General features: G+C 65.9%; 10 protein-coding genes. 1 reads left to right on the top strand and 9 read right to left on the bottom strand.

Annotated elements, in window-relative coordinates; all coding sequences use genetic code 11:
* Nucleotides 1-900, top strand: a complete 900-nt coding sequence (locus KW835_RS12240; RefSeq protein WP_218382649.1) for an anti-sigma factor — start codon at nucleotides 1-3, stop codon at nucleotides 898-900.
* A gap of 20 nt (nucleotides 901-920) precedes the next feature.
* On the opposite strand, the gene KW835_RS12235 is transcribed toward KW835_RS12240, so the two are convergent.
* The 9 genes from KW835_RS12235 to KW835_RS12195 form a co-directional block, all read right to left on the bottom strand.
* Entirely contained in the window at nucleotides 921-2,018 is a 1,098-nt protein-coding gene (locus KW835_RS12235; RefSeq protein WP_218382648.1) for an enoyl-CoA hydratase/isomerase family protein, read from the bottom strand.
* The gene (locus tag KW835_RS12230; RefSeq protein WP_255593490.1) at nucleotides 2,015-2,896 is read right to left on the bottom strand and encodes a DMT family transporter; all 882 of its coding nucleotides are present in this window, start codon (nucleotides 2,894-2,896) and stop codon (nucleotides 2,015-2,017) included. The genes KW835_RS12235 and KW835_RS12230 overlap by 4 nt, the downstream gene beginning before the upstream one ends.
* 141 nt (nucleotides 2,897-3,037) lie before the next feature.
* A complete protein-coding gene (gene typA / locus KW835_RS12225) occupies nucleotides 3,038-4,861 on the bottom strand; it encodes a translational GTPase TypA (protein WP_218382647.1) in 1,824 nt (607 codons plus the stop codon).
* A 28-nt stretch (nucleotides 4,862-4,889) separates the two neighbouring features.
* On the bottom strand, nucleotides 4,890-5,852 hold the full coding sequence (truB, locus tag KW835_RS12220; protein WP_218382646.1) for a tRNA pseudouridine(55) synthase TruB: 963 nt from the start codon (nucleotides 5,850-5,852) through the stop codon (nucleotides 4,890-4,892).
* Nucleotides 5,853-5,855: 3 nt separating this feature from the next.
* Complete coding sequence (gene rbfA / locus KW835_RS12215; protein WP_218382645.1) at nucleotides 5,856-6,227, bottom strand: 30S ribosome-binding factor RbfA; 372 nt, start codon at nucleotides 6,225-6,227, stop codon at nucleotides 5,856-5,858.
* A gap of 189 nt (nucleotides 6,228-6,416) precedes the next feature.
* A complete protein-coding gene (infB, locus tag KW835_RS12210; protein WP_218382644.1) occupies nucleotides 6,417-9,281 on the bottom strand; it encodes a translation initiation factor IF-2 in 2,865 nt (954 codons plus the stop codon).
* A gap of 24 nt (nucleotides 9,282-9,305) precedes the next feature.
* Complete coding sequence (nusA, locus tag KW835_RS12205) at nucleotides 9,306-10,793, bottom strand: transcription termination factor NusA (protein WP_218382643.1); 1,488 nt, start codon at nucleotides 10,791-10,793, stop codon at nucleotides 9,306-9,308.
* A gap of 83 nt (nucleotides 10,794-10,876) precedes the next feature.
* Nucleotides 10,877-11,470 (bottom strand): ribosome maturation factor RimP, encoded by a 594-nt coding sequence (gene rimP / locus KW835_RS12200; RefSeq protein ID WP_218382642.1) that lies wholly within the window; start codon nucleotides 11,468-11,470, stop codon nucleotides 10,877-10,879.
* Between the two features lie 323 nt (nucleotides 11,471-11,793).
* Nucleotides 11,794-15,237 carry an SNF2-related protein gene (locus tag KW835_RS12195; RefSeq protein WP_370633620.1) on the bottom strand — a complete coding sequence of 1,148 codons (3,444 nt, stop codon included), beginning with the start codon at nucleotides 15,235-15,237 and terminating at the stop codon, nucleotides 11,794-11,796.
* Between the last annotated feature and the right edge of the window lie 102 nt (nucleotides 15,238-15,339).

Below are 15,339 nucleotides of genomic sequence, written 5' to 3'. Positions count from 1 at the left end.
ATGACGCACGCACGCCAGCCCGCCATGGACACGCACAACCACTACCCCTCCCCACCGGCCGACGATGAAGCCGCATGGCATGCGCTGGCGGACGGCCGCCTCCCGCCGGCGGATGAGGCGGCCCTGCGCCGTCGGCTCGAAGGCCAGGCCGGTGCCGATGAAACCCTGGCGCAATGGCAACAGCAGCGCCAGCAGTTGCGGGCCCTGCACCAGGACATGCTGGCCGAGCCTCTGCCGGAAGCCCTGCTCGCTGCCGCACTGCGCACCTCCGCCCACAGGGCGCGACGGGACAGATGGTGGCGCTGGGGCGGCATGGCCGCTTCAGTGCTGGTGGCGTTCGCACTGGGCTGGACCGGGCGAAGCCTGTGGCCCGGCATGGCCCACCCAGACGGCCCGGCGCTGGCGCTGGCCGCCAACGGACAACGCTTCGCACACCAGGCCGCCGTGGCGCATGCGGTGTACCAGACCGAAGTGCGCCACCCAGTGGAAGTGACCGCCGCGCAGCAGGAGCACCTGGTGCAGTGGCTCTCCAAACGGCTGGGCCGACCGCTCAAGCTGCCCGTGCTGGCCGACGAAGGCTATGCGCTGGTGGGCGGACGCCTGCTGCCCGGCGATGCGGGCGCACGCGCGCTGTTCATGTACCAGAACGGCCAGGGCGAGCGCATCACCCTGTACCTGGGCGCAGTCACTGCGGCCAACAGCCCCGCCCCAGCGGCGAGGCCCGGCGTGGCGACGGTGCCCCCCGCCCCCGATGCGGGGGAGACTGCCTTCCAGTTCACCAGCGACGGCCCTGTGCCCGGCTTCTACTGGGTGGACCAGGGCTTTGGTTACGCGCTCAGCGGCCAGCTCTCACGCCAGCAACTGCTGACGCTCGCATCGGCGGTGTACCGGCAGCTGTGAAGCCCGGGCCGGGATTGTCCTCAGGCCAGCGCCGCCAGCGGATGCGAATGGGCGGGCCAGGGGCTGGCAAAAAACGGCGCCACCATCTCGGGCGTCACGTCCTCGATGCGCGCGGGGTTCCACTTCGGTGCGTGGTCCTTGTCCACGGCGAGCGCACGAATGCCCTCCACCGTCTCGCTCTGACCGGGGCGCAGGTAGAAGCAGTGGCGCACCATGTCGCGTTCCATGCGCAGGTCGTCGGCCAGGCCCATGGTGCGGGCTCGGCGGACCTGCTCCAGCACCACGTGCAGCATCAGCGGAGAGCGCTTGCGCAAGGTGGCCGCTGTGGCGCGCGCCCATTCGCTATCAGCTGACTCCAGCGCACGCACGATGTCGCCCACGCCAGGTAACGCAAAATACTGATCAATTTCGGCCCTGACGCTTGATGCATCTGCGCCAGCAGCTATGAATTTGGAAGCAACATAGGCCTTGACCGCGGCGCCGTCCGCAAAAGTCTGCGAGGCCAGGGCGTCCCACACGGCTGCCTGCTGGTCCGACGGCAGGCAGCCGTCGGCCAGGTTGCCGGCGATGGCGTCGCTCGCACCAATGGTGTCGCCCGTCAGCGCCAGCCACTCGCCCACGCGGCCAGGGCAGCGGCTGAGAAAGTAGCCCCCGCCCACGTCGGGGAACAAACCGATGGCCGTCTCCGGCATGGCCATCTTCGTGCGTTCGGTCACCACGCGCAGGGCGGCACCCTGGCTGATGCCCATGCCGCCACCCATCACGATGCCGTCCATGAAGGCGATGTAAGGCTTGCCGTAGTTGTGGATCAGGTGGTTGAGGGCGTATTCCTCGGTAAAGAAGTCTTCCAGCTGCGGGTTGCCCTGGCTGCCCGCCTGGTGCAGGAAGCGGATGTCGCCGCCGGCGCAGAAGGCGCCGAAAGGGCCCTCCTTGTTGCTGCCACGGATGGCCACTGCCAGCACCCGTGCATCGTTCTGCCATGCCAGCAGGACGCCCATGAGGTCGCGCACCATCCCGAGCGACAGTGCATTGAGCGCACGAGGGCGGTTCAAGGTGATGAAGCCGACCTGGCCACGCACTTCGCTCAGAACTTCCGCCAAAACCACTGTCTCCGTCATTTTTCTTCCTTCAAACCCAAAAGCTCATTGAAAACCAGCGCGCCGATCACCAGCGCGCCACCACCCAGCACGGCCGCGCCGGGCTCTTCGCCCGCACCCAGCCATGCCAGCAAAATACCAAAGATCACCTCCAGAAGGCTCAAAAGGGCGATCTCCGGTGCCTTGAGCACCTGTCCGCAACGCACGGCCAGCACGCAGGGTATGGCCAGTTGCACCACGCCCAGCAAGGCCAGCAACCACAGGTCGTGCGCGGACGCCTGAAATGGCAGCGCCAACGGCAGCGTGGCCAGTACGGACAGCACCGCTCCCACCAGCACGGCCGGCACCAGATCGACCGCGTGGCCATGGCGCTGCGAATGCTGCACTACCGTCCAGTTCACGGCGCCGGCCACCGGCACGCACAAGGCTACCAAGGTACCCAGCAGGGGCAGTCCCGCCACCTGAGAGCCATACATCCACCCTATGCCCAGCCCCGCCACGCAGATGGCGACCCAGGTCCGCGGCGCAATGCGATGCCCTATGAAGATACGCGCCAGCAATGCGGTGATCAGCGGTGCGGCGGCCATGGTCACCAGCACGTTCGCCACGGGCATGAGCAGGATGGCCACCATGAAGGCAGTGAACATCACGCTCCAGCACACACCCGATATCCACAAGGCCCGCCCGCTCCTGCGCATGGACGAGAACACCGCACGCCCCTGCAGCATGGGAAGGATCACCAACAGCGCCAACAAGGTGAACAGGCTGCGCCAGAAGGTCACTTCGAAACTGCGGGCGGCTTCGAGGTGGCGCGTGACCACACCCGCGATCGACCACATGAAGGTGACCGCCACCATCAGGACCACGGCGCGGGAATGGGTGAGCTTGGGCGGGAACATCGGCAGTGGGTACAGCGTATTGCGGCGGCAGCGTCAGATGGCAAAAAGGGCCACGGCATGGCAGTGGCCCTCGGGCGACAGGCAGGGGCATGGCCCCCTGTGCGCTCACTCGACAGAACTCGGCGCCTCAGCGCCGGAACATCAGGAGCGGCCTGCGCGCTTGCGCTCGTTTTCGGTCAGGAAGCGCTTGCGGATGCGGATCGACTTGGGCGTGATCTCGACCAGCTCGTCGTCCTCGATGAACTCCACCGCGTACTCCAGCGTGGCGTCGATCGGCGGCGTGATCTTGATCGCGTCTTCCTTGCCGGAGACGCGGAAGTTGGTGAGCTGCTTGGTGCGCGTGGCGTTCACCACCAGGTCGTTGTCGCGGCTGTGGATGCCCACGATCATGCCTTCGTACACCGGGTCGTTGGCCTTGACGAACATGCGACCGCGGTCGTCCAGCTTGCCCAAGGCGTAGGTGAAGATTTCACCGTCGTCCATGGAAATCAGCACGCCGTTCTTGCGACCGCCGATAGCACCCTTGTGCGGCTCGTAGCTGTCGAAGATGTTGCTGATCAGGCCGGAGCCGCGCGTCAGGTTCAGGAATTCGTTGGTGAAGCCGATCAGGCCACGCGCAGGAATGCGGTACTCCAGGCGCACGCGGCCGCGGCCGTCCGGCTCCATGTTCACCAACTCGCCCTTGCGCTCGCCCAGGGCCTGCATCACGCCGCCCTGATGGCCTTCTTCGATGTCGGCCGTGACCAGCTCAATGGGCTCGTGCTTGACACCATCGACGTCCTTGAACACCACGCGGGGCTTGGAGACGGCCAACTCGTAGCCTTCGCGGCGCATGTTTTCAAGCAAGATGGTCAGGTGCAGTTCGCCACGGCCCATCACTTCGAAGATGCCTTCTTCGTCGGTTTCCTTCACGCGCAGGGCCACGTTGTGCTGCAGTTCCTTCTGCAGTCGGTCCCAGATCTGGCGGCTGGTCACGAACTTGCCTTCACGTCCAGCCAGAGGCGACGTGTTCACGCAGAAGTTCATGGTCAGCGTGGGCTCGTCCACCTTGAGCATGGGCAGCGGCGCGGGGTTGGCAGGGTCGGTCACGGTCACGCCGATGCCGATGTCCTCGATGCCGTTGATCAGCACGATGTCGCCGGGGCCAGCCACGGGCGTCTGCATGCGATCAAGACCCTGGAAAGTCAGCACCTGGTTCACGCGGCCCTTGACGGCCTTGCCATCCGGGCCTTCCATGACCAGCACGTCCTGAGCGGGCTTCAGAGTGCCCTGGCTGATGCGGCCCACACCGATGCGGCCCACGAAGGTGGAGAAATCCAGCGCGGAGATCTGCAGCTGCAGTGGCGCATTGGCGTCGCCCGAGTTCGGAGGAACGTGCTTCAAGATGGTGTTGAACAGGGCCGACATGTCGGGACCCCACTGCTCGCCCGGAGCGCCTTCTTCGAGCGACGACCAGCCATTGATCCCGGAGGCGTACACCACTGGGAAGTCGAGCTGCTCGTCGGTGGCACCCAGCTTGTCGAACAAATCGAACGCGGCGTTCACGACCTTGTCGGGGTTGGCACCCGGCTTGTCCACCTTGTTCACCACCAGGATGGGACGCAGGCCCAGGGCCAGGGCCTTCTTGGTCACGAAACGCGTCTGGGGCATGGGGCCCTCCTGCGCATCGATCAACAACACCACGCTGTCCACCATGGACAGGGCACGCTCCACTTCGCCGCCGAAGTCCGCGTGACCGGGGGTGTCCACGATGTTGATGTGCGTGCCTTCCCAGCTCACGGCGCAGTTCTTGGCCAGAATGGTGATGCCACGCTCTTTTTCGATCGCGTTGTTGTCCATCACGGTGTCGACCACTTTTTCGTGGTCGGCGAAGGTGCCGGACTGGCGCAGCAGTTGGTCGACCATGGTGGTCTTGCCATGGTCAACGTGGGCAATGATGGCGATGTTGCGGATTTGTTTCGTCATAGTTTTTCCAATGTGCCGCTGGCTGGTGTCAGGCGCGGCGTGCTTCCAAGATTTGTTGTATTTCCAGCGGACTCAGGAGCCTGTCGGGCACCAGCTCCCCGCCAACGATGTGGGCCACCCCCAGCAGTGCCGGAGGCTCTTCTCCAAAAACCGACACGGCGCTGGCATCGGGCCAGGTGCCGCGGCGGCGCACGCCTGACAGGAAGCGAGCCGCATTGTCGCTGTCCAGCGTGACACGCACGTGTTGTGCCAGCAACGACTCGGGCGCTTCCAGGCTGGCCAGGCGCTCGGCCTCCGGCATGGCTTCCAGTTGCGCAAGGGTGACGCAGCGCTCCACGCCGATCCCCCCCGTGTCGATGCGGCGCAAGAACGTGAGATGCGCTCCGCAGCCCAGAGCGGCACCGATGTCCTCGCCCAGGGTGCGGATGTAGGTGCCCTTGCTGCACCTAACTACCATTTTGATAGCATATTGCCCTTGCTCCGTCTGCACCACCGTGAGATTCAGCGCATGGATGACGACGTCGCGCGCTTCGCGCTCCACGGTCACACCGGCACGCGCGTACTCGTACAGGGCCTTGCCGTCCTTCTTGAGCGCGCTGTGCATCGGCGGCACCTGCTGGATGGGGCCTGTGAACTGCCTCTGCACGGCTTCAAGATTCTCGGGTGTCAGTGCCGCCTGATCGACATCACAGTGCCGAAGCACCTCACCCTCGGCATCGCCGGTGGTGGTGGTGGTGCCCAGCAAGGCAACGGCCTCGTAGGTCTTGGGGGCGTCGAGCTGCAACTGGCTGAACTTCGTCGCTGCGCCAAAGCACAGCGGCAGCACGCCGGTAGCCAGCGGATCGAGCGTGCCCGTGTGGCCCGCTTTTTCAGCGCGCAGCAACCACTTCGCCTTTTGCAAGGCGTCATTGCTCGAGAGCCCGAGCGGTTTGTCCAGCAGCAACACCCCGTGCACAGGGCGCCGCTGCACCCTGGTGCGAGGCGCGTGCATGGGCTACTCCTCTTTCGCGCGCGAAGAAACGGCCTTGGCGATCAAGGCGTTCATGTCGGCCGCACGCTCGGAGGTGCGGTCGAACACGAAGTGCAGCGTGGGCACCGTGTGGATGTGCAGGCGCTTGAACAGGCCATTGCGCAGGAAGCCCGCAGCCTGGTTGAGTGCGGCCTGTGTCTCCACAGGGTCACCCGTCAGCAGGCTGAAGAACACCTTGGCGTGTGCGTAGTCGGGGGTCACCTCCACGCCCTGCAGCGTCACCATGCCCACGCGCGGGTCTTTCAACTCGCGCGCGATCAGCTCCGTCAGATCGCGCTGTATCTGATCGGCAACCTTGAAGGCGCGGTTCGGGGTAGCAGATTTTTTTGCAGCCATGTCAATTTACCTTCGCCGGCCGCTGCTGCAGCATCACGTGGTTTTCACGCGGCGCAGACCAGCACCCCCGCGCAAGGGCCGCCCCGACGCATAGGCGGCGCTGCGCTTGCGTGCGCTGGGGGCGCCCCCCTCCCGCCTCGCGCCGCGAGGCGAGAGAGGGGCAGGGAGCGAAGCGACTCAGGGGGTGTCTCATAGAGTCCGGGCGATTTCCTTGATATCAAAGAATTCGAGTTGATCGCCTTCCTTGATGTCGTTGTAGTTCTTGAGCTTGATACCGCACTCGAAGCCTTCCTTGACTTCCTTGACGTCGTCCTTGAGGCGCTTGACCGAGTCGACTTCGCCCGTGTAGACCACCACGTTGTCGCGCAGCAGGCGGAAACGTGCGTTGCGATGGACCATGCCCGAGGTGATGTACGAACCGGCAATCGTGCCGATCTTCGTCGCGACGAACACCGTGCGGATCTCGGCCGTGCCGATGACTTCCTCGCGCTGCTCTGGGGCCAGCATGCCGGACATGGCGACCTTGAGCTCGTCCACGGCGTCATAGATGATGCTGTAGTAGTGCAGGTCGACGCCATTGCCTTCGGCCGTCTTGCGCGCGCCGGCATCGGCACGCACGTTGAAGCCGATGACGATGGCCTTGGAGGCGATCGCCAGGTTGATGTCGGACTCGCTGATACCACCCACGCCGGCATACACCAGCTGGACCTTGATCTCGTCCGTGGACAGCTTGAGCAGCGACTGCGACAGCGCTTCCTGCGAACCCTGCACGTCGGCCTTGACGATGATGGGCAGGTACTTGACCTCGCCCGCCGTCATGTCGGCGAACATGTTTTCCAGCTTGGCGGCCTGTTGCTTGGCCAGCTTCGTGTTGCGGAACTTGCCGGCGCGGTAGGTCGCGATTTCACGGGCACGGCGCTCGTCCGTGAGCACCATGAACTCGTCGCCAGCCTGCGGCACTTCGGTCAGACCCTGGATTTCCACCGGGATCGACGGACCCGCCGTCTTGGCAGCCTTGCCGTTTTCGTCCAGCATGGCGCGCACGCGGCCAAAGGTCTGACCGGCCAGCACCACGTCGCCCACCTTGAGCGTACCGGACTGCACCAGCACGGTGGCCACGGGACCGCGGCCCTTGTCGAGCTGCGCTTCGATCACGAGGCCCTTGGCCAGCGAGTCGACCGGTGCCTTCAACTCCAGCACTTCAGCCTGCAGCAGCACCTGCTCGAGCAGCGTGTCGATGCCCATGCCGGTCTTGGAAGACACGGGCACGAACGGCGAATCGCCACCGTACTCTTCGGGCACCACTTCTTCCACCACCAGCTCCTGCTTGACGCGGTCGGGGTTGGCATCGGGCTTGTCGGCCTTGGTGATGGCCACCACGATGGGAACACCCGCCGCCTTGGCGTGCTTGATGGCTTCCTTGGTCTGCGGCATGACGCCGTCGTCGGCCGCCACCACCAGGATCACGATGTCGGTCGCCTGGGCACCCCGGGCACGCATGGCCGTGAAGGCCTCGTGGCCGGGAGTGTCGAGGAACGACACCATGCCGCGTGGAGTTTCCACGTGGTAGGCACCGATGTGCTGGGTGATGCCGCCGGCTTCGCCCGCAGCCACCTTGGAGCGGCGGATGTAGTCCAGCAGCGAGGTCTTGCCGTGGTCGACGTGGCCCATGACGGTGACGACGGGCGCGCGCGGCAGCACTTCGGCATTCTGCTGCGCAGCATCGTCGTCGGTGAAGGCCTCCGGGTCGTCCAGCGCAGCCACCACGGCCTTGTGGCCCAGTTCTTCCACCACGATCATGGCGGTGTCCTGGTCCAGGGGCTGGTTGATGGTGACCATCTGGCCCATCTTCATCAGCGCCTTGATCACCTCGTTGGCCTTGATCGACATCTTGTGCGCCAGCTCGGCCACGGTGATGGTTTCGGGCACGTGCACTTCGATGATGCGCGCCTCCACCGCCACGGACTGCTGGTGGTCGTCACGGTGGTCGCGGCTGTCGCCACGACGGCCGCGCGGGCCACCGCGCCAGTTGTTGCGGCCGACACCGCCGCTGCTGTCGCCGCGGGTCTTGATTTCCTTCTTCTTGGCCGTGTCGTTGGCCCAGCTGGAAGACAGCTTGGCCGACTTGACTTCCTTGCCAGCACCCGGAGCACCCGCACCTGCGGCGGCAGGAGCACCCGCACGGGCAACACCCGTACCCACGGCAGGCTTGTGCAGCGTGCCTTTCTTGGCGTCGCCCACAGCGGCGGGTTTGGCCACCGGCTTGGGTTCTTCGGGCTTCTTGGCAACCATGACCGCCTTCTTGGGCGTGGCCATCATGGAACGGATCGCGGCGGCTTCAGCCTCGGCCTTGCGACGGCGTGCGTCCAGATCGGCGGCGCGCGCGGACTCCTCGTCGGCTCGCGCCTTGGATTCGGCCGCAGCCTTCTCGCGGGCTTCGCTCTGGGCGGCAGCACGGGCTGCAGCCTCGGCGGCCTGCTCGCGCGTGGCTTCCTGTTTGACGGCAGAGGCCTGCGCCTTCTTCTCGGCTTCCTGGGCAGCGTAGGCGGCGGCGCGCTCCTCGGCTTCGCGCTCACGCGTCTCGCGGGCTTCCCGCTCTGCACGCTTTTCGGCCAGCTCGGCCTCCTGGCGACGGATCAGCTCGGCCTGGCGGCGGGCTTCTTCCTCGCGGCGTGCGAGCTCGATGTCCTCGCTGGAGACGGCAGCCTCTTCCACTGCGGACGCGGTGGATTCAGCCGTGGCCTCGGCCCCTTCATCGCGCTGGATGAAGGTGCGCTTCTTGCGCACTTCCACCTGGATCGTGCGCGCCTTGCCGGTGGCGTCGGCCTGCTTGATTTCGCTGGTGGACTTCTTGACCAGCGTGATCTTCTTGCGATCGGCCGAAGCCGTGCCGTGGCTGGCCTGCAGGTAGGCCAGCAGCTTTTGCTTGTCGGACTCGGTCAACGCGTCCGAAGGTGCGGCCTTGCCCACCCCGGCAGCCTTGAGCTGGTCGAGCAGGGTTTCAGGCGATTTCTTGAGTTCGGTGGCGAACTCGGCGACAGTATTACTGGACATATATGGTTCGTGCCTCCCTGACCTTTACTCTTGCTGCCCCGCGAACCAGTGTTCACGCGCCTTCAGGATCAAGGCTTTGGCATCTTCTTCAGACTGTCCGGTCAGGTCGGTCAGTTCATCTAGGCCCAAATCGGCCAGGTCGTCACGTGTGTGCACACCACCGTCGGCCAGTTTGGCAATCAGCTCGGGGGTGAGGCCTTCGAGGTCGCGCAGGTCCTGGGAGACCTCATCCACGCTTTCCTCGCGGGCGATTTCCATCGTGAGCAGCGCATCCTTGGCACGGGCGCGCAGCTCGTTGACGGTGTCTTCGTCAAAGCTCTCGATCTCCAGCATTTCCTGCAGCGGCACGTAGGCCACTTCTTCCAGGCTGTTGAAGCCTTCGGAGATCAGGATGTCGGCGATTTCCTCGTCCACATCCAGCTTTTCCATGAACAGCTTGCGAGCCGTGTCGGTCTCGTTGGCCTGTTTCTGGGCGCTTTCGGCAGCGTCCATGATGTTGATCTTCCAGCCGGTCAGATCGGACGCCAGGCGCACGTTCTGGCCGCCGCGGCCGATGGCGATGGCGAGGTTTTCCTCATCCACCACCACGTCCATGGCATGCTTTTCCTCATCGACCACGATGGAGGACACGTTGGCAGGTGCCAGCGCACCGATCACGAACTGCGCCGGGTCTTCGGACCACAGCACGATGTCCACGCGCTCTCCGGCAAGCTCGTTGGTCACCGCATTCACGCGGGTGCCGCGCACGCCGACGCAGGTGCCGATGGGGTCCACGCGCTTGTCGTGCGACAGCACGGCGATCTTGGCGCGCGAGCCGGGGTCGCGGGCGCAGGACTTGATCTCGAGCAGGCCCTGCTCGATCTCGGGCACTTCCTGGCGGAAGAGCTCGATCATGAATTCGGGCGCCGAGCGCGACAGGATGATGGGCGCGCCACGCAGCGTGAGGTCCACCTCCATGATCATGGCCCGCACGCGGTCGCCGCTGCGCAGGTTTTCCTTGGGGATCATCTCGCCACGGCGCAGACGGCCTTCAACGCGGCCGGACTCGACGATGATGTCGCCCTTGTCCATGCGCTTGACGGTACCCGTGAAGATCTTCTCGCCACGCGACATGAAGTCGTTGAGCAGCATTTCGCGCTCTGCATCGCGGATCTTCTGCAGGATGACCTGCTTGGCCGCCATGGCGCCGATGCGGCCGATGGGCACGGATTCGACGCCCTCTTCGATGTACTCGCCCACTTCGATGTCCGGAATGCGGTCCTTCGCGTCCATCAGCAGCTCTTCGGCTTCAGGATTTTGCAGGCCAGCATCGTCGGGCACCACCAGCCAGCGACGGAAAGTCTCATAGTTGCCGCTGTCGCGATCGACGGACACGCGAATGTCCACCTCGCCCTGGTACAGCTTCTTGGTAGCCTGGGCCAGGGCCGACTCCACGGCGCCCAAGACCACATCACGCTCCACGTTCTTCTCGCGTGAAATGGCCTCAACCAACATCAACAATTCGCGATTCATGCGACGACTCTCCTATTTCAATCACCTGAGGGCGGCAGCCGTACACAGCAGCCCCGCCCCATTCATTCAGCAAGCGCTCAGGCTCAAGCGGGCGCGGGCCCGGCCTTGCCCGCACGCCCCTTGAAGTCCACGATGGGCGCCAGACGGGCATCCCTGAGTTCATCGAGGGCGAAACCCAACGCCTGCAGCGGTGCGGGTACGCGCTTCTTGCTGACCTTTTGACCTGGCTTGACAGGGGGCTCGTCGCTCCAGACGATCTGCCAGCCCCCGGCCTCGGCGCGCTCGAGCGTGCCGCGAAATTTCTTGCGGGTGGCATTGACCTGGCCCGCTGCTGCTGCGCCAATGGGCGCCTTCAGGGTGATGTCGATGACCGAGCCCTCAAAGCGCACGAAGTCCTGCTCGTGGCGCAAGGGGCGGTCGATGCCGGGGGATGAGACCTCAAGGCGCTTGTACTCGACGCCATCGACCTCCAGCGCGAACTGCAGCTGGCGGGTGACCTTCTCGCAGTCCTCGACCGTGACGAATTGATCCTCCAGGGGCGCGGGCGCATCGGCGGCCGGCTGCACCCAGGGCAAGTCGATGGTGACGCGCAGCAGACCACCGGCGGAGCGCTCGATCTCCACCAGGTCATACCCCAGGCCCGTCACAATTTGTTCAACGACTTGCTGCAATGCCACGTGTTCAGTTCAATCCCGGAAAAACAAAAAACCCGATAACCCCCGGAGACCCTTCTCCGACAGCTTCGAGCTCCAAAAGCGTTCGACCAAAAAAAACGGGCGGTTGGTACCCGCCCGTTTGGTCGTGAGAGTCGTATTGTAGCGCGCAAACTGTTGACCTGCAAAGCCGCGCAAGGGCAAAACTGTTGTCAACACACTCCGAAAAGGCCAGAAACCAAGCGTTCATGCGGCCTGTGGCGCGGTGCGCGCCCTTGCCCTGCACGCTGCTGCCATGTTGCACTGCAATCGGCCTGTGGCGCTCACCCCACAAGCGCAGCCCGCTATCACGGCGATAGCGGTGCCAGCAGGTGGTCCAGGTCGCCCTGGGTGAACAGCGGCTCCTTGCGGGCTGCCGCGCCGCCGTACAGGCTGCCGGCCAGCTGCGCCTTCTTCTCCTGCAGCGCCAGGATGCGCTCCTCGATGGTGCCCTGCGCCACCAGCTTGATCACCCACACGCTCTGCGTCTGGCCAATGCGGTGGGCGCGGTCGGTGGCCTGGTTCTCGACGGCCGGGTTCCACCAGGGGTCGAAATGGATCACGGTGTCGGCCTGCGGCAGGTTCAACCCCACACCGCCGGCTTTCAGGCTGATGAGGAACAGCGGCACCTGCCCGCTGGTGAACTTCTCGATGATCGCGTCCCGCTTCTGGCTCTGCCCCGTGAGCTTGGCCCAGGGCAGGCCCTGCCTCCTCAACTCGGCCTCGATCAGCGTGAGCATGCTGGTGAACTGCGAAAACAGCAGCACCCGCCGCCCCTCGGCCAGCATCTCGGGCAGCATGGCCATCAACTGGTCGAGCTTGGCCGACGTGCTGACGGCCCTGGCCGCGTCCAGGGGCACCAGTTGCGGGTGGCAGCAGACCTGGCGCAACTTGAGCAGCGCATCCAGGATGGTGATCTGCGATTTGGCCAGCCCCTGCGACTGCAAGGCCTCGCGCACGCTCTTCTCCATGCCCAGGCGGATGGTTTCGTACAGGTCGGCCTGCGGGCCCGCCAGCGGCACCGGCATGACCGATTCCACCTTGGGCGGCAACTCGCCGGCCACCAGCGCCTTGGTACGGCGCAGCATGAAGGGCGTGGTGCGCGCGCGCAGTTGCTCCATGCGGGCCGTGTCGCCCTGCTTTTCGATGGGCGTGCGAAACAGCGCCTTGAAGCGCTGCTCGCTGCCCAGAAAGCCCGGCATCAGAAAGTGGAAAAGGCTCCAGACCTCGCCCAGGTGGTTTTCCATCGGCGTGCCCGACAGGCACAGCCGGTGGCGCGCGTTCAGGCCGCCCGCCACCTGCGCAGCCTTGGAACTGGCGTTCTTGATGTTCTGCGCCTCATCCAGCACCACAAGGTGCCAGGCCTGCGCCAGCCAGCGTTCGCGGTCGCGCTGCAGCAGCGAATAAGGGGCAATGACCAGGTCGTGCTCGGCCAGCCTGTCGGCCGCGTCGTGGCGGCCTGCGCCGTGCAGAACCAGGCAGCGCAGGCCGGGGCAAAACCGCGCGGCCTCGCGCTGCCAGTTGCCCAAGAGGCTCACGGGCGCGATGACGAGTGCGGGCTCGGTCAGCCGCCCGGCATCCTTTTCGACCTGGATGTGCGCCAGCGTCTGCAGCGTCTTGCCCAGGCCCATATCGTCGGCCAGCACACCGGCCAGGCCGTGGGCGCGCAGGAACTGCAGCCAGTTCAGGCCTTGTTGCTGGTAGGGCCGCAGCGTGGCGTGCACGCTGGCGGGCAGCGGCACCTCGGGCAGCACACCCGCACCCTGCAGCTGGGCCACCACGCCGCGCAATGCAGCGGCGCCCTCCCACGGCACGCCCTCGCCCAGTGCCGCCGTGGTGCGCAGCACTTCCAGGCGCGAAAGTTTCAGGCTGTCGCGCTGGAAGTCATGCGTGCGGTCGCCCACCAGATCGAGCAGCGCCGCCATCCAGGGCTGCAAGGCAGTGGTGGGCAGGCGCACAAAGCCCGAGCCGGTCAGCGACGCGAGATAGACATGCGATGGCAGCCGGGGCTGGCCCGAGGCGGGATCCGGCGGTTGTGCCGCGGCGGCGGCGATCAGATCCGGCAGCCAGGGCAGGATGTTGTGGCGCACGCCGTCGATGTCGATCCCCAGCGACAGCGCGAACCACGGCGAGGTGGAGTCATCCCCGCCCTCTGGCTGCAGCGACACGTCCAGCATGTCGGCGTGGGAGATCCAGCCATCCAGCGCCGCATCCGTCGTCACAGCGAACCCGGCGTCGCGCAGCACTGCGAAGCCGTTGTCGGCCCAGTGCATCCAGTCGTTCTGCGAGCGTCCGCCCGGGATGCCGAACACGCCTTCGTCCGTGGCCAGCAGCCCCAGCGCCATCAGGCGCTCGATGGCATCAAGCTCTGCGGCGGCGTCGCGCCGCAACAGCACCTGACCGCCGTCGGCCCCGGTGAGCAGCACACCTGGATCCTGTCCGCCCCACCAGCCCACATGGCCCTGGTAGTCAAACTGCAATTGGGCGGCGACCAGGCCCAGGTGCGCAACGTTCTGGGCCTGTACCGGCGCCAGGTGCAGGCGCGCCACGGGCTTGACCCCCTGCACCCGTGTCAGCGGCCCCAGCACCGGCGGCAGCGGCAGCACGCCCCCCAGGCGGCTCGCCACTTCGGCATGGCGCTTTTGCAGCGACGTGGCGTTCAGCGCAGGCGCCTTGAGCAGCATGCCCACCTGCGCGGGGCTCAGGCCCTCGGCGTGCACCGGGCCGCACTCGCCACGGGTTGCGTCCACATACAGCGCGGGCTGGTTGTCGCACAGCGTGGCGGTGGGGCTGGGCAGCGTGGCCTGCAGGCTCCACAGGCTGTCTGCGCCCATGGCGGGAACGGACTCCTTCCAGACCCAGGCGATGGCCAGCGGCTCGCCCCAGCGCAGCGCCGGCCCGACGGTCGATCCGCCCGCATCGACAAACAGGCGGGACGTGGCGGCGGCCTGCTTCAGCGCCAGCAAGCCCACCGCACCTTCGAGCAGACCGATGGGCGCCACGCTGTAGGCCGAGTAATACCCCACGCTGCGCGGCATGGCCCGCAGCAGCTGAAGCACCTGGTGATCGGCGTCGCTGGCGCTGTCGTACACGGCCTGGCCGGGCCCGGGCTGCGTGCGTATCTGTTTGGGCTTGGCCCAGCCGCCGGTGACCTTGGGGTACGACACCACGGCCTCCAGCTGCATCTGCGGCACCGTGCCGCGCGGCCGCCCCACGGTGGAGACGAGGTAGAGGTAACACTCGGGCCTGTCCGCCCGCTCGGGCCGCGCACCCTGAGCACCCGGCGCAGGCGGGCCGGACGCACCCACGGCGCGGTCCCAGTCTTGCAGCCAATGCGCCAGCCGGGCATCGGCCTGCGCACGCGCCGCCGCGTTCTTGCGCTCCTGCATGCTCTGCAGCACCTGCGCAGCCTGCGGGGAAGCAGCGGCATGGGCGGGGTTTCGCTCCGCGGCTTCCAGCGTCAAGGCGACGGCGTGCTTGCAATCGGCTCCTACCGGACAAGTGCAGTCGCCCGCCCAGGATTTGACCTGGCCGTTGGGCGCCAGGGCGAGCTTCACCACCACCTCGTAGGGTACGGACTGGCTACCTTGCACTTCGCCCTCGATCCTCCACGCGCCGCCCGCCGCAGGCGCCACGGCGATCCGCACCACCTCCGCAGACCGAAACAGGGCAAGACCGCGCGACCAGGCGCCCGAGTCGCACTGCGCCTGCAAGGAGCTGGCTTGAAACCACGGAGAGCTGGAATGAGACACAAACAATGCAAAAAACGGCTGCAGCGCTTTACCTGCAAGCGCCAGCAGCTATGAAAACAGGAGCGCCCTGGAGAGCACGGAAAGATGGTTCTTGCGCACAGC

The organism is Acidovorax sp. sic0104 (assembly GCF_019219095.1).
Taxonomy (GTDB): Bacteria; Pseudomonadota; Gammaproteobacteria; order Burkholderiales; family Burkholderiaceae_C; genus Acidovorax.
The sequence above is the reverse complement of the archived record's forward strand: the minus strand, read 5'-3'. Positions and strand labels throughout refer to the sequence as shown.